Annotated in this window: 20 protein-coding genes and 1 pseudogene; 20 read left to right on the plus strand and 1 reads right to left on the minus strand. The window is 43.3% G+C overall.

The genetic code is table 11. The annotated features are described in order from the left end of the window. The first annotated feature begins 191 nt into the window (after positions 1-191). The 12 genes from BN3261_RS06655 (at position 192) to BN3261_RS06710 (ending at position 11,613) form a co-directional block, all read left to right on the plus strand. Positions 192-1,331, plus strand: coding sequence for a hypothetical protein (locus BN3261_RS06655; protein ID WP_059085802.1), 1,140 nt, complete (start codon positions 192-194; stop codon positions 1,329-1,331). Between the two features lie 248 nt (positions 1,332-1,579). Continuing rightward, positions 1,580-1,996, plus strand: coding sequence for a YjdF family protein (locus tag BN3261_RS06660; RefSeq protein ID WP_015525019.1), 417 nt, complete (start codon positions 1,580-1,582; stop codon positions 1,994-1,996). Positions 1,997-2,120: 124 nt separating this feature from the next. Continuing rightward, on the plus strand, positions 2,121-2,453 hold the full coding sequence (locus BN3261_RS06665) for a DUF3784 domain-containing protein (protein ID WP_059085803.1): 333 nt from the start codon (positions 2,121-2,123) through the stop codon (positions 2,451-2,453). A gap of 53 nt (positions 2,454-2,506) precedes the next feature. Beyond that, complete coding sequence (locus BN3261_RS06670; RefSeq protein ID WP_059085804.1) at positions 2,507-2,887, plus strand: hypothetical protein; 381 nt, start codon at positions 2,507-2,509, stop codon at positions 2,885-2,887. Between the two features lie 249 nt (positions 2,888-3,136). Continuing rightward, positions 3,137-4,093 (plus strand): helix-turn-helix domain-containing protein, encoded by a 957-nt coding sequence (locus BN3261_RS06675; RefSeq protein WP_059085805.1) that lies wholly within the window; start codon positions 3,137-3,139, stop codon positions 4,091-4,093. 180 nt (positions 4,094-4,273) lie between these two features. Beyond that, positions 4,274-4,951 (plus strand): response regulator transcription factor, encoded by a 678-nt coding sequence (locus BN3261_RS06680; RefSeq protein WP_059085806.1) that lies wholly within the window; start codon positions 4,274-4,276, stop codon positions 4,949-4,951. Then, positions 4,944-5,843, plus strand: coding sequence for a sensor histidine kinase (locus BN3261_RS06685; protein ID WP_059085807.1), 900 nt, complete (start codon positions 4,944-4,946; stop codon positions 5,841-5,843). The genes BN3261_RS06680 and BN3261_RS06685 overlap by 8 nt, the downstream gene beginning before the upstream one ends. A gap of 135 nt (positions 5,844-5,978) precedes the next feature. Then, positions 5,979-6,650, plus strand: a complete 672-nt coding sequence (locus BN3261_RS06690) for an ABC transporter ATP-binding protein (RefSeq protein WP_059085808.1) — start codon at positions 5,979-5,981, stop codon at positions 6,648-6,650. A gap of 15 nt (positions 6,651-6,665) precedes the next feature. Then, entirely contained in the window at positions 6,666-9,311 is a 2,646-nt protein-coding gene (locus BN3261_RS06695; RefSeq protein WP_059085809.1) for an ABC transporter permease, read from the plus strand. Between the two features lie 173 nt (positions 9,312-9,484). After that, on the plus strand, positions 9,485-9,640 hold the full coding sequence (locus tag BN3261_RS17215; protein WP_235812352.1) for an Ig-like domain-containing protein: 156 nt from the start codon (positions 9,485-9,487) through the stop codon (positions 9,638-9,640). A 342-nt stretch (positions 9,641-9,982) separates the two neighbouring features. Beyond that, complete coding sequence (locus tag BN3261_RS06705; protein ID WP_059085811.1) at positions 9,983-10,537, plus strand: RNA polymerase sigma factor; 555 nt, start codon at positions 9,983-9,985, stop codon at positions 10,535-10,537. Then, the gene (locus BN3261_RS06710) at positions 10,510-11,613 is read left to right on the plus strand and encodes a DUF4179 domain-containing protein (protein WP_110925769.1); all 1,104 of its coding nucleotides are present in this window, start codon (positions 10,510-10,512) and stop codon (positions 11,611-11,613) included. Before BN3261_RS06705 ends, BN3261_RS06710 begins: the two co-directional genes overlap by 28 nt. A gap of 278 nt (positions 11,614-11,891) precedes the next feature. Here BN3261_RS06710 and BN3261_RS06715 read toward each other — a convergent pair whose 3' ends face one another. Beyond that, positions 11,892-12,857: an AraC family transcriptional regulator gene (locus tag BN3261_RS06715; protein ID WP_059085813.1), complete on the minus strand. Its 966-nt coding sequence runs from the start codon at positions 12,855-12,857 to the stop codon at positions 11,892-11,894. A 225-nt stretch (positions 12,858-13,082) separates the two neighbouring features. Here BN3261_RS06715 and BN3261_RS06720 point away from each other — a divergent pair, with 225 nt between their 5' ends. The 8 genes and pseudogenes from BN3261_RS06720 (at position 13,083) to BN3261_RS06750 (ending at position 21,168) form a co-directional block, all read left to right on the plus strand. After that, a complete protein-coding gene (locus BN3261_RS06720; RefSeq protein ID WP_059085814.1) occupies positions 13,083-13,664 on the plus strand; it encodes an MptD family putative ECF transporter S component in 582 nt (193 codons plus the stop codon). Continuing rightward, positions 13,664-14,401 carry an energy-coupling factor transporter transmembrane component T gene (locus BN3261_RS06725; protein ID WP_059085815.1) on the plus strand — a complete coding sequence of 246 codons (738 nt, stop codon included), beginning with the start codon at positions 13,664-13,666 and terminating at the stop codon, positions 14,399-14,401. Before BN3261_RS06720 ends, BN3261_RS06725 begins: the two co-directional genes overlap by 1 nt. 5 nt (positions 14,402-14,406) lie before the next feature. Beyond that, the gene (locus tag BN3261_RS06730; protein ID WP_059085816.1) at positions 14,407-15,921 is read left to right on the plus strand and encodes an ABC transporter ATP-binding protein; all 1,515 of its coding nucleotides are present in this window, start codon (positions 14,407-14,409) and stop codon (positions 15,919-15,921) included. Next, complete coding sequence (locus tag BN3261_RS06735; RefSeq protein ID WP_059085817.1) at positions 15,918-17,663, plus strand: ABC transporter ATP-binding protein; 1,746 nt, start codon at positions 15,918-15,920, stop codon at positions 17,661-17,663. The genes BN3261_RS06730 and BN3261_RS06735 overlap by 4 nt, the downstream gene beginning before the upstream one ends. 14 nt (positions 17,664-17,677) lie before the next feature. After that, on the plus strand, positions 17,678-19,414 hold the full coding sequence (locus BN3261_RS06740) for an ABC transporter ATP-binding protein (protein WP_059085818.1): 1,737 nt from the start codon (positions 17,678-17,680) through the stop codon (positions 19,412-19,414). 10 nt (positions 19,415-19,424) lie between these two features. Beyond that, positions 19,425-19,787 (plus strand): annotated as a pseudogene (locus BN3261_RS06745) (metal-dependent transcriptional regulator); the annotation flags it as partial. A gap of 273 nt (positions 19,788-20,060) precedes the next feature. After that, positions 20,061-20,285 carry a transposase gene (locus BN3261_RS18380; RefSeq protein WP_227226502.1) on the plus strand — a complete coding sequence of 75 codons (225 nt, stop codon included), beginning with the start codon at positions 20,061-20,063 and terminating at the stop codon, positions 20,283-20,285. Positions 20,286-20,859: 574 nt separating this feature from the next. Further along, complete coding sequence (locus BN3261_RS06750; RefSeq protein ID WP_015525087.1) at positions 20,860-21,168, plus strand: hypothetical protein; 309 nt, start codon at positions 20,860-20,862, stop codon at positions 21,166-21,168. The last annotated feature ends 36 nt before the right edge of the window (positions 21,169-21,204 follow it).

Raw genomic sequence — 21,204 nt, forward strand, 5'->3', positions numbered from 1 at the left:
ACTGAGAGTAAATCTATAAATATAATATGAATTATAAAAACACTCCAACTTATTAGTAGTCAGAGTGTTTTTCAGTTCAAATATCCTTGCAGATAACAATATCATCAGAAAAAGTGTATAATTACAAGGAAAGAATTGATGAAAAAATTTATCTATGCAGAAAAATGTTGATGGATTGAGAGGTGATAAGTGTGAGAATTGATAAGATTTGTAAAACGTGTGGATTTGACTCCAATGGTGTGTGTGGCATGTATACCACATGCAAGGAAGGCGAAGAGTGCGATGACTGGGAAGCTTCTTTGGAGTATTATACCGAGATTACGAAAAAAGCACCTTGGTATATTAAGAAACCTTATGATCAATGTAAAATAAGTTATGAAAAATTTCTGGATCTTTTACAACAGGATGAACAGGGAGTCGGTGTAGAAATAAATATTTATGATGCGATTGAAAAAGTATATGAATTAAATTCGGTAGAACTAGCAGGGGTGTTAGATGTGTCTATGGGAGTGTTGGGATATGCCAGCACTCAAAGAACGATACCAAAGAGAAAAAGACAATTTTCAAGCAGGCTACATATTCCGGAAAGCTTCTTTGATGAGTTTTTATCTACACAGCTGGATGCATTAAAGAAATGTAGAGAAGAATTTCGTGATTGTTATGGGGACGAGCTGATAGAAAAATTTAAGCAAAATGGTTATGCTGCAATGGAAGCAAAGATAGAAAAACAAAATGCAGTCGATAAAATAAAAAATGAAAAGTATAGGGAAGAAAACCAGAACAGATATCAGTATAAGGAGAAGACAAAAATGTACCATGATCTATCTGATGATTACAAATCCAGGGACTATGTGATTGCGATAACCTTAAAAGAAGGCGATTATTATGGAAATATATTCTATGAATACAGCTCTGGAGGATATGGCTTGTCTGTGGACATAATGGAAGATATTTTGCAATTTATTGAAAATCTGGATTGTGAAGAAATCAATGAGTTAAACGAGGAAGGTCTCTTAAATAATAATATAGCCTTGCAAGCAGACATAAATGGCAAGGATATTCATTTTGAACTGAGAAATGATGCAGGGGAAAAGCTCGAAAAGACAATCCCGGAAGATGAATTGCAAAAATACATTGTTGGTTATGAAATGATCCGGTGCGATGGACGTGGAATGAAAAAGGAACGCAGAAAATGTGGTTCCTGCGAAAATTTTACACCGATAGAAGGCTGTGCAAAAGGAAACTGTTCTGTTAGAGGTGATATCATTCAGAGAAGCAGAATTATATGTTCCCATGATTATGTGTTGAAAGCAGATAAAGTATTATGTTAAAATCGTCTCGTACTATCAATGGAAAAGATGATTGTATAGATTTACTATAGAAATTAGAATATATAAATTGTAAGGATATATTGTGTGATATTGCACTTTATATGATAAAAACAAGATAAAAACGCAATGCATATTTTTAAGATATGCTAGAGCTGGTAGGTAGCCCAGCCGTCCTATGTAAATAGGGTAAGTAACCTGCCCCTCCGGGTTGTCCATTCTTTGTTCAATTCATTTTAGGAGGGATTTTTATGGACAAAACAAATGGAAAACTGACGGTATATTTTGAAGAACCATTTTGGGTAGGCGTATTCGAGCGTATTGAGGATGGTAAATTATCTGTAGCGAAGGTAATATTTGGTGCAGAACCAAAAGATTACGAAGTGCAGGAATATATTCAACAATACTATTTCAGTTTGAAATTCAGTCCGGCTGTTGAAACTGTTGTAAAGGATATAAAAAGAAATCCGAAACGGATGCATCGAGAAGTAAAAAAGCAGACAATAGGGACAGGTATTGGCACAAAATCGCAGCAAGCATTGAAGTTACAGCAGGAACATAACAAACAGGAGCGTAAAGAGAGAAATCGCAAGAAAAAAGAGGCGAAAGAACAGCGAATGTTTGAATTGAAACAGCAAAAGAAAAGAGAAAAGCATAAGGGGCATTAAAAGCCTCTTGGGCTTTAACTCAAATCGGGATTGACCGAGCGCATTGGGCGAGAGATACTTCTTGTTTGAATGGCAAGAAGATGGAATTGAGAGTTTAGAAAATTGGAATTCAAGGAGCATATAGATGAAATTAGCAGATTTAGCAACAGGTTCTGATTGGATAGTGTGGATTGTCTTTGTAATATTTGCTGCACTTTCTATAACTTTACTTTCTGGACACGGAAGCTGGTTTATTTCTGGATATAATACAGCTACAAAAGAAGAAAAGGAAAAATATGATGAAAAGAAGTTATGCAGAACAATGGGAATTGGAATGTCTATTATAGCAATTCTTGCATTAATTATGGGCGTGCTTGAAAATATTTTGCCTGCATTTTTTGTATATATTGCATTGGGAATTATTTTGATTGATGTCGCGGTAATTATCATTTTGGGAAACACGCTATGCAGAAAGTAATAACTTCCAGTTAGTTGAGATGTTGCAAAATTTGGAATCAGGAGAGAATAAGAATGATTAACAATTTGATGTATATTGAATTAAAAACGGGATATTCTGATGATGGTCCGGCATGGATTGGATATGTCAAAACTTCAAAAAGTAAGAAAACAATCTATTTTAATGACCATGCCTTTCAGAAAAATATCGGTAACTATGCAAATTATATAGATATTGAGAATGGTGATAAATATTGGATTTCCGGACTGAAAAAGGAAGAGAGCAATCGTCATTGGGCAGGACATGGAAAGATTATGGTTGATCGTAGAGCTGTTAATGAATACCTTTCCCTGATTGGTGAAAAGGAATTGCCATTAAATCTGTTTGAAGTAGTTGATATTGAAGATAGATTTCCGGTTAAAAGAGTAAAAGAATTATTGAATGAGAAGAAATAACAATGCCAGCAGTCTTGCAATATTGAGTTTAAAAAAATTGTGACATTCTCACATATGACCGAGCGCATTGGGCGAGAGATACTTCTTGTTTGAATGTTGGAATGATTATAGGTATTTGTTTTCGGTATGAAAATACCGTTTATTTATTCCAGACATAAGATGTCCGGTTGAAAATTAACGGATTCTCGTTTTATGTCGTGGTAATTTTGGTGCATATTGGTAAGCTGTAAGTGGAAGAGAGGTAGAGATATGGATACAAAAAAGATTGGAGCTTTTTTAAAGCAATGTCGTAAAGAAAAGAATCTTACGCAAGAACAGCTTGCCGAGAAGTTTGGGGTATCTGCAAGAACAGTTTCCAGATGGGAAACAGGAATAAATATGCCAGATCTCAGTGTACTTGTTCAACTTGCTGAATATTACGATGTTGAGATGAGAGAGCTCCTGGATGGAGAAAGGAGCCAGACTATGAATAAAGATATGAAAGAAACACTGGACAAAGTTGCGGTGTATGAAGAATGGGTGAAACAAAAAGCATTAAAGGCTGGAAATCTTGCATTTGCATCAATGTTTGTGATTGGTGTGTTAGCGATTATTATTCAGATGCTATTAATGGTGGATACTCGTTTGGTTTTGGGAGAGATAGTAACTGTCTTAGTAGGAGGAATCCTATATGTAGCTATTATGGTGTATAATGGAATATGGGATAAATGCCTGCCAAAAAGTGCTGCTATATGGCGAAATTTTCTCACCAGTGTAATATGTGCAGGAATTTTTACAGTCATCTATGGTATATGTTTATTTAGAATGGGAGCTACAGAAACACAGATAACACGATTGGCATTGGGATTTCTGATAGGTATTACTATTGTGTCATTTATTATTCTTAGGACCTTAGCATTTATTAATCGAAAAAGAAATCAGAATTCACCAAATGTTCAGGAGAGAAAAGAAACTTCCCAATCTAAGACAGAATGGACAAAGATTTATAATGCACAGAATATAGTAGAGACAGAACAGCTCGTAGAAATGTTAAAGCAAAGTGAAATAGAAGCTTTTTCCCAGGAAGCAGGTGCGAATGTTGCAATGCATGGAGCACCTGGATTTGGAATATATGGTGTGGATATATTCGTGAAAACCGATGATGCAAAGAAGGCAGTACAGCTGATCAAGGAGATTAATAACCAAGAGAATGAAGAAATTTTTTGACATTGTCACATATGCGTGCTAATATGATTATAGAAAAAGTGTGCTGCCGATAGACGGTTAGTCCACATACTTAATTGATTGAAAATAACCGTTCACTTCATTTGCGAGGCTGAAGCGGTTATTTTTGTGTCTTGTTATTAACTTTGCCGAATACCTTTGAGTAACGAGGGAGTGAGATATATGGAGCAATTATTGATTGTTGAAGATGATATTGGTTTGAATCAAGGTTTATGCAAAGCACTGAAAGTAGATGATCGGAAGATCATTTCCTGCCAAGACCTGAAAACGGCGAAGGAGCAGCTGCTTTGCGGCGGTGTATCCCTGATCCTGTTGGATATCAATCTGCCGGATGGCAGTGGGCTTGAATTGCTACGGGAGGTCAAGGAAAACACACCCGGGATTCCTGTTATTCTGCTGACTGCCAATGATACCGATCTGGACATCGTGGACGGACTGGAGATGGGCGCTGATGATTACATTACCAAGCCCTTTTCTCTTTCGGTTTTGCGGGCAAGAGTGAATACCCAACTGCGAAAGCAAGCGTCAAACCATAAAAATGCGCTGATCCATATTGATCTATTTCACTTTGACTTTGAAGCAATGACCTTTTATGTGGGAGATTCAAAAGTAGAATTAAGTAAAACAGAGCAAAAATTACTGCGTCTTCTTGTTGAAAACCGCGGTCAGACCATGACGCGTGGAAACCTTATAGACAGGATCTGGACAGATGGCGCAGAATATGTGGATGAAAATGCTTTGTCTGTTACGATCAAGCGTCTGAGGGATAAGCTTGGGGCACAGAAATACATTAAAACCGTCTATGGAATCGGTTATAGCTGGGTGACAAAAGATGAATAAAACCGGCATTGTGATCATACTGCTGTGTTCTCTGGCGGCGGCAGCTGTTGTATTATGGGAGCGGAGAAAGGTCAGAAAAACGATGGAAGAAATCGAAAGGATGCTGGACGCTGCCATGACCGGTTCTTTTTCTGAAATCACTTTTGATGAAAGCCAGCTGTCTGCTTTGGAAACAAAGTTTGCACACTATCTTTCTGCCGCAGAAGCATCTTCTCGAAATATGGCACAGGAAAAAGACAAAATCAAATCCTTGATTGCGGACATTTCCCACCAGACGAAAACGCCGATTGCAAACCTGCTATTATACAGCGAGCTTTTGATGGAGGAAACTCTGCCTGCATCGGCAAAGGAAAACGTGGAGGCACTGTACAAACAATCGGAAAAGCTACGATTTCTGATTGATTCTCTCGTAAAACTTTCCAGACTGGAAAATGGGATCATTTCACTTTCCCCTCAGCAAGCATCACTTCAGCCGCTGCTTGAAAGCGTAGTAGAACAATATGCCTCCAAGGCTTCTGGAAAAGGATTATCCATATATCTGTACGATACAGATATTTCCGCTACATTTGACTTCAAATGGACAGCGGAAGCACTGGCTAATATTGTAGACAATGCCATCAAATATACGGAGCATGGAACAATCACGATTTCTACCGTAAGTTACGAAATGTTTACAAGGATCGATATATCGGATACCGGTTCAGGTATCCCGGAAAACGAGCAGACAAAGATATTTTCCCGTTTTTATCGTTCAAATGCTGTTCAGGAACAAGAAGGGGTTGGCATCGGCTTATACCTTGCCCGACAGATCATATCCGGCGAGGGCGGCTATATCAAAGTCGCCTCTGTCCCCGGCAAAGGAAGCACTTTTTCCGTGTTTCTGCCGAAATAACAACAATTCTATCAAAATTGTTAGATTTCATTTTCCGCCGGAAAGAATGTGGAAAGAATCTTATGCGATAATCTGTATGTATCAAAGGAGCATTTCCTTTCATACATACAGATTTTTTCATGGAGGTACTCATTTATGGAGGTTTTACAGGCAAAAGACCTGAAAAAGATTTATGGCTCCGGCAATAACGCAGTTCATGCGTTGGATGGAGTTGATTTAAGTGTGAAGAAGGGCGAATTTGTTGCAATTGTCGGCACGTCCGGCTCCGGAAAATCCACGCTGTTGCATATGCTGGGCGGGCTGGATCGCCCTACAAGCGGCACGGTCATGGTGGACGGACAGGATATTTTCTCCCTGAAGGAGGAAGCTCTGACTATTTTCCGCCGCAGAAAAATCGGTTTTGTATTTCAGAGCTACAATCTTGTTCCGGTGCTGAATGTATATGAAAACATCATTCTACCCACTGAACTGGATGGCGGAAAGGTAAACAAGGCTTTTGTGCAGCAGATCGTGCAGACGCTTGGACTGAGCGACCGTCTGGATGCCCTGCCCAATCAGCTCTCAGGCGGTCAACAGCAGCGAGTAGCCATTGCCCGTGCGCTGGCGGCAGCACCCGCTATCATTCTGGCAGATGAACCGACAGGTAATCTGGACAGCAAGACCAGTCAGGATGTTTTGAGTCTGCTGAAGGTGAGCAGTCAAAAATTTGCCCAGACCATCGTGATGATCACCCACAACGAAGAAATTGCGCAGATGGCAGACCGCATTATCCGTATCGAAGATGGTCGGATCGTCTCCCAGAACTAACGGGAGGTGGCTACGATGAATGTCAAAAACAGAAAATGTATTCAAAAGCTCAGCTTAAAATCCCTTTATGCGAACCGTCGCCGCAATCTGATCGCCATTTTTGCCATTGCGCTGACAACGCTGCTATTTACTTCCATGTTCACCATTGTCTTGTCGTTGAACGCCAGTTATGAAACCTACCAGTTTCGGCAGGTAGGCGGCTATGCACACGGCACCTTTAAAGATGTTTCCCCCGAGCAGGCGGAACGTATCGCTGCTCATCCAAAGGTGAAGGCTGCGGGGGCACGGAAGGTGATCGGCATCACTGTGGATGGTGTCTTTTCCAAAACGCCTGCAGAGATCAGCTACATGGATGCCAACTGCACCAAATGGAGCTATGCCACCCCTACTACCGGGCGGATGCCCGAAAGCGGCAAAGAAGTAGCCATGGATACGGCAGCGTTGCAGCTGCTTGGCGTAACGCCGGAGCTGGGCGCCGAGGTCACGGTTTCCTATTCCATCACGGACAAGGATCAAACCGCCTTTACTGTAACAGATACCTTTACGCTGGTGGGCTATTGGGACTATGATGAACTAATGCCTGTTCACTACATCAACATCAGCCGTGATTACGCAGATGACATCGAAGCGCAGGCAGTGAAAACAGGGTTACAGCCTTTCCGCACCGATTTGAATGTCATGCTGGCTTCCGGCACAAACATTCAAGGGCAGATGGAGCAGGTGGATACCGATCTTGGTTACACATGGGACAGCTATACTGATCCCAACAGCGTCCGAATCGGTGTTAACTGGGGATATACCTCATCCCAGCTGGAGTCGCAGCTCGATCCAGAGCTGATGGTCGCCATAGCAGCTTTTCTGCTGCTGGTGATTTTCACCGGGTATCTTATCATCTATAATATTTTCCAGATCTCTGTTGCGGGGGATATCCGGTTTTACGGACTTTTGAAAACCATTGGCACAACGCCCCGGCAGCTCAAACGTATCATTCGCCAGCAGGCACTTCTATTTTGTCTGATCGGCATTCCGGCAGGACTGTTGCTGGGCTACGGCATCGGCGCTGTTCTGGTGCCTGTTGTCTTGCGCTCCACCCAGTTGGATGCAGGCATCACCACCATCAGCACATCACCTGTGATCTTCCTTGGTTCCATGCTGTTTGCCTTGTTGACGGTGCTCTTGTCCTGCTCCAAGCCCGGAAAAATGGCAGCCAAGGTCTCTCCAGTGGAGGCTATCAAATATACGGATGTGATGCAGACTAAGAAAAAACAGCGCAGCACCCGGGGAGCCAAGCTCCATCAGATGGCCTTTGCCAATCTGGGACGAAACAAGAAAAAGACGGTGCTGGTGGTGGTGTCTCTGGCACTGTCGGTGACACTGTTCAATGCGCTGTGTGCCTTTGTGGGAGGCTTCAGCATGGAGAAGTATGTATCCTCCATGACCTGCGCCGATTTTATCGTCAGCACTCCCGACTATTTCCGTTTCAACCCGGCAGATGAATTCATCACGCCAGAACAGATCGAGGAGATCGCAGCAAACACAAAGGCCAGTCTTTCCGGCACGGGATATGCTGTGCTAAAAACCGCATACCTGTGGATGACGGAGGATGCTCTGCGGCAAGACTATGCAAGGTACGAAAGTGCCGAGCAGTTGGACAGCCATATGAGCCGCATGGAGCACCGGGGCAATATGGTGCTGGGAGATACCAGAATCGAGGCTCTGGATAACAGTCTGTTTGACAAGCTGCAAGTGTTCGACGGAGATATTTCTCCTATGCTGGAGCCGGACAATAACGCCATTGCCATTGCGGTTTCTTTGGATGATTACGGCAATCTGCCCAATCCTGAATACTACCCCAAGGTGGGAGACACGATCACGGCTACCTATGCGGATGATGTGAAATATATCGACAGCCGCACCGGGGAACTGTGCAACGAAGACACACCGGAGGAGTACCTTCAGGCAAAATTGTATGGGGCCAGAGATGTAGAGTACACGGTCTGCGCCTTGGTAGAACTTCCGAACTCCATGGGTTATCGTTATGGTGGTATTGGATATAACGCAGTTTTGCCTGTGACCACCGCACAGAGGGACAGCGGTGGTGCAGTCGTTCCGATGCTCTACCTGTTCGACACAGCGGACGAAGCTGACGAGGCCGAAGCAGAGCAATATCTGTCAAAGCTCACGGCCGGTGAGTTTTCGCCCTTGATGTATGAAAGCAAAGCCACGGTTCGCTCTGAGTTTGCTCAGTTCCGGCAGATGTTCCTTCTGATCGGTGGTATCCTCTGTGCTATCATTGGGCTGGTGGGACTCTTAAATTTCTTCAACGCCATGATGACCGGTATTCTTTCCCGCCGCCGGGAATTTGCGGTGCTTCAGGCTGTAGGAATGACGCCCCGACAGCTCAAAACCATGCTGATCTACGAGGGGTTGTTTTACGCAATGTCTTCCGTATCGGTGGCCTTTGTGCTTTCACTGGCGGTGGGACCTCTTGCGGGGAAAATGCTGGGCAGTATGTTCTGGTTCTTTGAGTATCGGTTCACCGTTCTGCCTGTCCTGCTGACAATTCCGGTATTTCTTCTGCTTGGGTGGCTGATTCCCTGCATGATGTATGATAACGCAGCGAAATGCAGCATTGTAGATCAGTTAAGGGATGCTCAATAATTGTTAAGCCAAAATTAGCCCTCTGTCAATGAAAAGGCTGAGGGCTGGAATTCAAATAATAATCAAAGTGACCATTACACTGGCCAGCGGCAAGAAACAGGTCATTTCCGTTACTGTGCAGAAAACAACGGTAAGAACAACAAAGATCACCGGACTGAAATCAAGCGTGACTGTTGCAAGGAATAAAAAAACTTACGCTGAAACCAGTCATCAGCCAGATTACTTCCCAGGAGAAGGTTACCTACAGTTCTTCAAATAAGAAGATCGCAACGGTAAATTCCAAGGGTGTGATCACCGGAAAGAAAAAGGAACAGCCTATATCACAGTGAAATCTGGAAAGATCCGCAAAAAAGTAAAAGTAGTAGTTAAATGAAAATGATTTAAGCAGGAGCTGCCATTCATGAATACACATGGAATGGCAGCTCCTTTTTTCATTTTTTGCATGTAGTTTTATTTGCAGAAGTAGATTACGATATTAATAGTTGACCAGGGAGAGAAGAATGATTAGATAATATGTTATAGTGATAATGGAATTATGGTAACAAAAAAATTTATAAAAAAGTGCAACCAAACAGAAAAAAATACGTTATATATAATAGACAACATTAATATGGCACACTGCAAATAACCTATCTGCATAAAAACACTAATATACAGGGGAGAAATGTGATATGGAAGATACACATATTATAAATTTATTTTTAGAAAGATCAGAAGATGCAATTCGCCAGGTAGAAGTAAAGTATGAAAAATTTTGCTTTAAGATTGCATGGAATATTTTATATAACACAGAAGACTCAGAAGAATGCGTAAATGATACATGGCTGATAACGTGGAATAAGATTCCGCCCAAAACGCCAACAAAATTATCTGCATTTCTTGGAAAAATAACCAGAAATTTGGCATTGGACAATTTCAGAAAGAAAAATGCTTCAAAAAGAGCAGATACACATATGATGGATATTTGTGGTGAAGTGGAAAAACTGGAAAATACAATAAAGGATTATGTGGAAGAGGATATAAAGAAAAAGGAAATTTTGAATATTTTAAAAAAATTTTTAAGTGATTTAAAAGCAGGGGACAGGGATATTTTTGTCAGGCGATATTGGTATATGGATAATATTAAAGACATTGCAAAAAGACATGGATGCTCTGAGACTAAAATTAAATCCAGTCTTTTTCGAAGCAGAAACAAATTATGGGAAGAGGTGAAAGAAATCATATGAAAAAAGAAAACAATTTTTTGGATTTGATGGGAGAAATAGATGAAAAATTTGTTTATGAAGCTTCCTTGCCATGGGAAAAGCGAAATGTTAATTTGAAATTAAAATTAGCAAAGATTGCAGCAGCAGGAGTTGTAATAGCATTATTGATAGGAGGCTTGGGACATCCGCATGAGATAAAGGCGGCCTGGGAACAGATTACTTCGTGGATTCAAACTGCATTGGGGATTAATGAAAATGTAGAATCATATATAGATAGTGTTGGAAAAACGATTACTAAAAATGGAATTTCTATTACATTAGATGAAATTGCTGCTGATAAGGAGAATTTATGGGTGGCAATATCTGATAATATAAATGATTCAAAAGAAAAAGAGACTATTCTACTAACAGAAGTGGAGATAAATGGAAAAGCGGCACAGTTAGATGGAACATATGCTCTGGAGAAAAAGGAGAACGGAACAGATGGTCAGGTTTGTCATTATAGGTTGGAAGATACAACTATTAAAGATAATACAGCAGATATAAAAATGAAAGTATGGTTATTTGATCCAACAGAAATGGATACTGCAGATACAGAAGATACGGATGACTATATTTTTGAATTTTCATCAAATTGGGAAGAACTGGAGAAGAATACCATAAATGTAAATGTGAATAAAAAAATAAAGATATCTCCAAATCAAAATCTGACGATTTCAAAAATGAGCTTAAACGATTTGGCAAGTACAATTTATGGAAATTTGGATAATAAAGAATATGAAGATTATTATTTAATAGGAACCGACGATAAAGGAAATCAGGGGCTTTATAGAATGACAAATTATGGAGGCACAGAGACTGTGTTTGAAGAAAGCAGAAATAATACAAAATATAAAGGAATTTCTCCAGATGCTAAAACGGTGACATTAGAATTATATGTAAATAAAGAAGAAAAAAACAAAACAACATATAAAAAATATGAAACTGGAATAGAAGATACTTACGGAGAAGGCGAAGGACGTGTTTATGAAAGTGATGAAGATCCTCTGGATTTATATAGCCCAGTGGAAGGAAAAATAGAAATTAAAATCAGATGACAAAAGAATAGTTTGATCGAAGAGAGGAGGAGAAATAGATCGATTCTTTTACTAGGAAGATCAAAGTTGATAAAACAGTATACATTTTAGAAAAACTGGGTTTTAAATGGGCACCTGTTGGAAAAAAAGAATTTATGTCAGCCTATAAAAAAATTAAGAAACTTTGACATTGTGCAATGACAAATATAGGTACGCAAATGATAATAAACTTTTAGAGGGATAATTTTGTATAAAGAATGTGAAATGAGTAAAGCCGAGAGTATTAATCTATCTCGGCTTTAGTATTTTTCCAAATTTTTGAATCGTCGATATTCTAAGGGTGATAATCCAAGCTGTTTTTTAAATACAGCTGCAAATTTTCCTTGATTAGAATAGCCAACCTGTCCTGATATTTCGGCAATCGGACGCTTTGTGTTCGAAAGAAGCCTTGCGGCTTCGTTCATACGGATTTCCCGTAGCCAGGTGGATATATTCTGTCCATATACGCCTCGAAAATAATTCTTAAGGCTGGTTTCACTGACCGAAAATCGTTCTGCAATCTGCCTTATAGGGATGTGCTGGCGAAGATCATTAGAAAGGATTTGTGCTGCCCTTTTTGCAATTTCAACCTGCGTTTCCGTGTAGAATCCGCAGGTTTTCGGAGGCCGGATTTCCATGTTGAGAAGCCGGTGGAGAAGTTCAAGCGTATAGATTTGCAAATGGAAGGCAGAGGGCTTTTCAGATAGCCGCCAGAGTTTTTGAAATATATTTTCCAGCTCACTGTCCGCTCCGTTGATATATGTCTTATGGTTGCCACAATAATTTCCTTCCAGCGTAGGGAGGTCAAGTGAAAAAGATTTCAAAAGTTCACCGCAGGACTGTAAAAGAAGTGGCAGGTCAAAGTATATTTTTATGCCCTGATATTGCCGTGTGGGAAAGATATATTCTTTCTGTGCGGTCTGTTCACTGACACAAAAATCATTTTCCTTCAGGTAAATGTAGGAGCCGTCATCCAGAAGCAATTCACTTCTGCCCGAAACGCAATAGTTAATCAGCAAAGGCTTTAGATTTGAATTTTCATCCGACTCCGGCCATACGGGAGCGTTTACAAAAATAAAAGCCAAAGTCAGCCCCGGAAAGAGCGTATGGAATGTCATGCGTCCCTTGCCATCTGCCCGATCCAAAAGCAATGTGCTGCTATTTGGACTGTTTTTCAAGGTCACACCAGAAACGGCATCGCTGTTTTCTAAAATGTTGTATATCATGTTACGCAACTGCTTCGCCCCTTTCATCACGCAAAATCGCTGATATTATTATACCTGCGAGAAAACTCCCGGTCAATGGATATTCTGGCAGAGCGAAAAAACTCCTTGCTATACGGGCTTAAAATACCTATATGTGCATAGAAGCACAGCTGAATTTATGCTATCATTAGGGCTAGTTAGTAAGAACTAACAAAGACAAAAGTAATCATGTTAGGAGGTTTCGCAATGAACAACAAATTGCAAGGAAAGGACTTAATCAACATCGGTATTTTTACGGCGATTTACTTTATCGTCATTTTCGCAGCGGCGTCTATCGGTTTTATCCCGATCTTTATTCCACTTATCAGCGTGATCGTGCCGCTTGTGGGCGGTATTCCGATGATGTTGTTCTTCTCCAAAATTAAGAAATTCGGTATGCTTACTATCTGCGGAGTGCTGCTGGGTATCATTATGCTGCTGACCGGCATGGGCTGGTGGTGCATCCCTACCGGGCTGATCTTCGGGCTGATTTCCGATTTTATGATGAAAGCCTGTGACTACAAAAATGCCAAGCGCGAAGTGTTGATTCACGGCGTTTTTTCCATGTGGGTAATCGGCGCCTTTATTCCCATCGTTGTGACGCGTGACGCTTACTACCAGAACCTGCTCCCCGGCTACGGTCAGGAATATGCCGACACGCTCATGGCTTATATGCCCGACTGGATTTTGCCGATACTGCTTATTGCTGCTTTCGTCAGCGGTCTTGTCGGCGGCCTGATCGGACGGAAGATTTTCAAAAAGCACTTTGAGCGGGCGGGAATTGTGTAATGAGCCGCGAACTTCTTGCAAGTCAAAAAAACAATAGCGGAATTTTATTAGACCCCCGGACAAAACTGGCGGTACTGATTACCATAGCTGTCTTTATTTTAGGCGGTTCGTATGAAGGTATCATGCAGTATTACATCATCGTGTTGGCGGCGATCCCGCTGTTACTTTTGTCAGCGGCCAGAAAAGGGAAAGGCGCTGTTCTCTATATCCTTATTTTTGGAGGCAGTCTGTGCCTGGAAATGTTCGGTCTGTCACGACTGGCTGGCGTAGCAAACTACATTGCAGTAGCCATTGTTGGCATTCTGCTGAGGTTCACCCCCAGCGTGGTCATGGGATATTTTGTGGTAACGACAACCACGGTCAGCGAATTTGTTGCGGCGATGGAACGGCTCCACCTGCCGCAGCAGATCACCATTCCTATGTCTGTGATGTTTCGCTTCTTTCCCACGGTTGTGGAAGAATGGAGCGCTATTGGGGACGCCATGCGGATGCGTGGCGTCCGCTTTGGTGGTGGAAAAGTCGGTGCGATTTTAGAGTATCGGATTGTCCCCATGATGATCTGCTCCGTCAAAATCGGAGAGGAACTGTCCCAGGCAGCCCTTACGCGGGGATTGGGAGGCCCGGTAAAACGGACGAATATCTGTAAGCTGGGTTTTCATGTGCAGGATGTTATTTTCCTGCTGATCTGTCTGGGAGCATTTGCAGCGCAAATCTATGTGCTTGCCGCAAGGGGGTGAAGGAAATGATTGAATGTCAAGATGTGTCCTTTTCTTATCCTGCCAGTACCCTTCCCGACAGTGAGAGGCAGGCCGGTGGCGCTTTGAAACATATTTCCTGCACTATTGAGGACGGTTCTTTTGTCCTGCTCTGCGGGACTTCCGGCTGTGGGAAAACAACCATGACCCGGTTGTTTAACGGCTTGATCCCCCATTATCATGAGGGAACTTATACCGGCTCCGTCTATCTGGATGGAAAGGATACCCGTGACCTGTCACTGTTTGATATTTCTCTGAAAGTCGGTTCTGTATTTCAAAATCCGCGTTCTCAGTTTTTCAATGTGGACACGACCAGCGAACTGGCTTTCGGCCCAGAGAATCACGGCATAGCGGAAGATCTTGTGCGTGACCGTGTAAAGCGTGTAGCTGCACAGCTAAAGTTGGAGCCGCTGCTTGATAGAAGTATTTTTTCTTTGTCCGGCGGTGAAAAGCAAAAAATCACCTGCGGATCGGCAGCGGCGATTGACCCGGATATTTATGTGCTTGATGAGCCATCATCCAACCTTGACGCATACGCTATCGCTGATTTCCGACAGCTACTCTTTACTTTGAAATCGCAGGGAAAGACCATCATCATCTCTGAACATCGGCTGTATTATCTGTCCGGCCTCTTTGACCGTGTTCTGTACCTGAAAGATGGAGAAATCGAAGGTGATTATACAGCAGAGGAATTTTGCGGCCTGTCGGCAAAACAGCGCGATGATATGGGATTGCGGCCCCTTGACCTTGCGGGGCTTTCAGAAGTTGAAGGCTCGCCGCAGAGAATGAACGAGGCGGTTTGGACGATAAAGAATGTGTCCTTCGCCTATAAGCATGAGCCGGAAACCTTGCATATAACGGAAACCTCTTTCCCATCCGGCAGCGCCACGGCCATCATCGGACATAATGGTGCGGGAAAATCCACCTTTGCCCGGTGCCTCTGCGGGTTGGAAAAGCACTTCAAGGGAACGGTGCAGGATCAAAGCAAGAACTATTCCAGAAAAGAACGATTGAAACTCTGCTATATGGTCATGCAGGATGTAAACCACCAGCTCTTTACCGAAAGTGTTCTGGATGAAATTCTGCTCAGTATGAGAATCGAGGATAAACAGAAGGCAAGAGAAATCTTGCAGGAGATGGACTTGCATTCCTTTGAGGACTGCCACCCGATGGGGCTGTCCGGCGGCCAAAAGCAGCGTGTGGCGGTTGCCTCTGCGATTGCTTCGGGGCGGCCTCTGATTTTATTTGATGAACCGACCAGCGGCCTTGACCTGTTTCACATGAGGCAGGCCGCTAATGTTGTCAATCAGGTGGCAAATGCCGGAAGAACCGCGCTTGTGGTAACGCATGACCCGGAATTTATTCTACGCTGTTGCAATTATGTCCTTCACTTAGAAAATGGGCAAATTCAGGAAAGCTATTCCATAGAGGACAGCAATGGCCGAAAACGCCTGCTAAAGTTTTTCCTGAGTGATATGAAGAAGGAGGTGTCCACAGAATGAAGGAGGAAAAGAAAGAGTCGCCCATAGGCGTCTTATGGAGATGGGGCAAACTTTATCATGGAAAATTCATCGGCAGTATTATCCTTGCAGTATTAGGCGTGGCTTGCCAGATGGTGCCCTATTTCTCCGTGGCGCATATTGTCACAATGATGTTGTCTGGGGAACAGAATTTTTCCCGCTATGTGACCGCTGGCATTATTGCATTGTGCGGCTACTTTGGGAAAGTGCTGTTTTCCAGTCTTTCTACAACGATTTCCCACACGGCGACCTATTACACGCTGCGCGATCTGCGAGAGAATATCACCGCAAAGCTGGCCTGCGTCCCGATGGGGACGATTTTAGATACTCCGTCCGGCCAGTACAAAACGACGATTGTTGACCGGGTTGAAGGCATGGAATCGACCTTCGCACACCTGCTCCCGGAAATGACCGCAAATGTGCTGGTGCCTTTGGTGATTGTCGTATATCTGTTCGTTATGGACTGGCGCATGGCGCTCCTGTCCCTTGTTACGTTGGTGGTGGGCCTTGCTGTCATGTCCGCCGGTATGAAGAATTATCCCGTCAAATGGGAGGGCGCGGTTAAAGCGGGAAAGCAGATGGCAAACGCCATTGTAGAATACATCAGCGGGATTGAGGTGGTAAAAGCGTTCAGCCAGTCCGCCGGTTCCTACAAAAAATATTCTGACGCGGTGAATTATAACGCCAACTATTATGTGGACTGGATGCGTGAAAACCAGAAAACCATGAGCGCCTACAACGCCATCCTGCCCTCAGTGCTAATCTGCGTGCTGCCCTGCGGCTTCGCGTTCTGGCTCTCCGGCAGTCTGGAGCTTTCCACCTTCCTGTCCATTGTGATTTTCTCGCTGGGACTGATCGGGCCGATTATTGCGGCCTTTACCTTTACGGACGATTTGGCCGTACTGGGGACAAATGTGGAAGAAATCAGCCAGCTTCTGAACGCCGAAGAACTGAACCATAAAGAAACGCCGATCAAGCTGGAAGATACCGGCATTTCTCTTAGGTCTGTGTCGTTTTCCTATGACGGGACAACAGAGGTTTTGCATGATGTGAATCTCGCCATCCACCCCGGAACCATGACCGCCCTTGTAGGGCCGTCCGGCTCCGGCAAGTCTACGGTGGCGAAGCTGATTGCCGGGTATTGGGATGTTACATCCGGCAGTATTACCCTCGGCGGCCATGAGCTGAAGGATATGCCGCTGTCTGAAATTGCAAACCAGATTTCCTATGTATCTCAGGACAACTACCTGTTTAACCGCAGTATCCGGGAGAATATCCGCATGGGAAGACCCAGTGCCACGGACGCAGAGGTGGAGCAGGCAGCCAAACAAAGCGGCTGCGACGCCTTTATCCGCAAGATGGATAATGGTTATGATACGGTTGTCGGCAGTGCCGGTTCCCATCTTTCCGGCGGTGAACGCCAGCGGATTGCCATCGCACGCGCCATGCTGAAAAATGCGCCGGTTGTCATTTTGGACGAGGCAACTGCCTATATCGACCCAGAGAATGAGGTGCTGGTGCAGAAAGCCATTTCCACTTTAACTGTCGGCAAGACCCTGATTGTGATCGCACACCGGCTGTCTACCATTGTTGGCGCAGATAACATCGTTGTGGTGAAGGATGGAACCATCCACGCACAGGGTACGCATGAGAAGCTGCTGGAAACCTGCCCCCTCTACCGGGATATGTGGCAGGCGCACATCGGCGCGAAAGACCAGATGTAAGGGGGTGTTGTCAGATGTATGGAACATTGAAAAAAATCTTTGCTTTTGCAGGCAGCAAAAAGGGGCTTCTAAAAAAATCCCTGTTATTCTCATTCCTGTCCGGGCTGTTTTCAGCCATGCAGTTTGCCGCCCTCTTTGTAGTGATCGGCGCGTTAGTATCTGACAACCGGGACGGAAAGTTTATCTGCATTTCGCTGGGAATTATGGCCGTTTCCCTCATTGGGCGTATCATCACGACCTATTTTTCCACGATGGAGCAGACGGAAACCGGCTATTGCATGGTGGCGGAAAAGCGTATCCACATCGGAGATCGGCTGCGCTACATCCCGATGGGCTACTTCAACAAGAATAGTATCGGGAATATTACCGCCATTGTCACAACAACTTTGGGTGATGTAGAGAACTCAGCAGCCCGTGTCCTGGTGTCAGTGCTGGGCGGTTTTTTCAACTCGGTTGCCCTCGTCATCGTCCTGTTGGTATTTGACTGGCGGATCGGTCTTGTGGCCACTGCCGGTGTCCTGATTTACCTTGCGGCGGCGGAACTGGCGCTTCGCAAATCAGCCGCGCTCAGCGGTGTACGCCAGCACACACAGGAGTCCCTTGTGGAGTCTGTGTTGGAGTACATTCAGGGGATGGGGATTGTTAAAGCATTTGGACTGGAACGGGACAGCACGCAGTCTATCGGCAGTGCAATTAAGGCGAGCTGCCGGGATAACCTGAAATTGACAAAGGCCAGTGTTCCCTATGACGCTATCAAACAGGCTGTTGTCCGAGTGTTCAGCGTCCTGTTACTTTTGGCCTCGGTCTGGTTCTGGCTGGACGGCTCCCTGCCGCTGGCCTACGGTCTGATTTTGGTGATTGCTTCTTTCATGGTGTTCAACGATTTGGAGAACGCCGGGAATATAGCCTCTTTGCTGCAAATGCTGGCGGCCTCGATGGATACGGCAAACTCCATTGATGACACGCCGGTAATGGACGAGAAAGGTGCTGATATTACGCCGAAGTCCAGCGAGATCGTGTTTAACAAAGTGGATTTTTCCTACGCAGACCGTAAGATATTAGATCAGGTCAGCTTTACCATTACAGAAAAAACGACTACGGCCATTGTCGGCCCTTCCGGGGCAGGAAAGACAACGATGTGCAACCTGATTGCCCGTTTTTGGGATGTGAATGCCGGGAAGATTACCATAGGCGGTACGGATGTACGAGATTTCAAGCTGGATAGCCTGATGAAGAATATCTCGATGGTGTTCCAGAGCGTGTACCTATTTGCAGATACGATTGAGAATAATATCAAGTTTGGCTGCCCGGATGCTACCCATGAACAAGTGGTTGAAGCGGCGAAAAAGGCTTGCTGCCATAACTTTATTTCTGCCCTGCCGGATGGCTATGACACCGTGATTGGCGAGGGAGGCGGTACTTTGTCCGGCGGCGAGAAACAGCGGATTTCCATCGCCCGCGCCATGCTGAAGGACGCACCTATCATCATTTTGGACGAGGCAACAAGCAGCGTTGACCCGGAGAATGAGGATGAATTGCAGCGGGCTATCGAGGCATTGACCCATGACAAGACCATCATCATGATTGCCCACCGTCTAAAAACCGTCCGCAACGCCGATCAGATCCTTGTACTGGACAACGCTCATATCGTCCAGCGCGGCACTCATGCGGAGCTGATCCAGCAAAAGGGTCTGTATGCTGATTTTGTATCGGCCAGACAGGAGGCCATCGGCTGGAAGCTGGCTCAGTAAAGGAGGACTTATGAACCTTTATACATCTGGAGAAGATTATTTAGAAGCAATTTTGGTTCTCTATAAAAAATTTGGAAGCGTCCGCTCGGTAGACATCGCTCGACATATGGAAGTATCAAAGCCCAGCGTATGTCATGCGGTTAATATTTTAAAAGAAGGGTTTTTAACTATAGATGAGAATCACTTTTTGTACTTGACGAGTCAAGGGAAAGTGGTAGCTGAAAAAATTTATGAGCGACACCGCTTTTTTACGGAAGAACTAATAGAAGCTGGCGTGGATCCACGACAGGCAGAAACAGATGCCTGTAAAATGGAACACGTAATTAGCGATCAGAGTTTCCCAAAATTGAAAGAACAGAAAGAAAAAAATAGATTATTACTGAATTTGTTTACGGCCTATGTCGTAAAGTCCGTAGAAGGGAAAAGGACGACTGAAATTCAAAACGCAATATCCAGACTGGTAAAAGGCAAGACGGTTCTTATTATCGTTACGAATGTTTATACAAAAAGAAAGAACATGAATGCATAAACAGAAGGAAACGGAGAAGCCGCATTCTGAATATGTGCAAAGGAAAGCTTTGTGCCAGCTGATTTGTAAAAAACTTGAGGATATAGGAACAATCACTGTAAAATAGTATCCGGAAGTATTAAAAAATATCCTTTATTAAGTGAGCTGTATACATTAACCAAAGATTTTTGTAACGTTATATTCTCAAAAAATGCTGCAAAATTAGACGAATGGATCAATACAGCACAAAAATATGATATTCCTGAATTTCAAACATTTATAAACGGTGTAAAAAAGGACTTAACTGCTGTAAAAAACGGAATCATATATTCGTATAATAACGGCTTGCAGAAGGTAGTGTAAATAAAATCAAAGTTATAAAACGAATAATGTATGGCAGAAACAGTTTTGAATTATTGAAAGCGGAAGTGTTATGCAGAAGTGTTGGTATTCATTGGAATAATAATGGGGTATTTTAATCATCCATTATGGGAGCTTATATTTTCTATATTAGGAAATTTAGCGGTATTAATTTGTTTTGTGATAGTGGTTCTATATAAGAAGAAACGTTGACTCATCTTATAGAATACGAAAGGTGTTTTTGATGAATAGATATCGTAAATCTTTGAATGATCCAAACACAAAATATAGCAAAGTGTGATTGACGCCAACAATATCTTGTGTTAATATGATTGTGAGATTTGTATTTGTATCTGTAGACACAGATAAGAAACGCTGGTTCCGGATCTGACCGGGAGTAAAACATTAAGGAGCCAAAAGCCTCCTGCCTTTGTAATGAATAAGGTCATTTAGAATGAAAATTTCTAAATGGCCTTTTTTTGTTGCAAAAATATGGCAGACAACAAGTACAGATCAGCAAATAAGGAAAGGAGGATCATAAAAAACACAAGAAAACTCAGAATGCAAGGAGGGCGTTATGAAACGAAAAAAGATGGAAAAGGAGGTCGTGCACCTTCTTGAATGGATTATCGAATATCCAGGAGTATGGCAGATTGTATGTAATCCAGATGGAAAGGAAACTTCGCCTGAATCTTTTAAGATGGCATATGATATGCTGGTCAAAAAATCTCTGTTTTATCTGATACCGGTATTGTTTGCAACACATCCGGGAGAAGAATCACTGGAGATGGCGAAAAATTTATGTACGGCTGACTCTGCTGCCCGCGAGATCCGAAAAAATGGTATGGGAGCATTAGTCAAATGTATGCGGGAACATCTGGAATGAAACTGGAAAACTTTATAAAGTTATGGGAGGACAATT

The sequence above is a fragment of the Blautia massiliensis (ex Durand et al. 2017) genome (genome assembly GCF_001487165.1).
Classification (GTDB): Bacteria; Bacillota; Clostridia; order Lachnospirales; family Lachnospiraceae; genus Blautia_A; species Blautia_A fusiformis.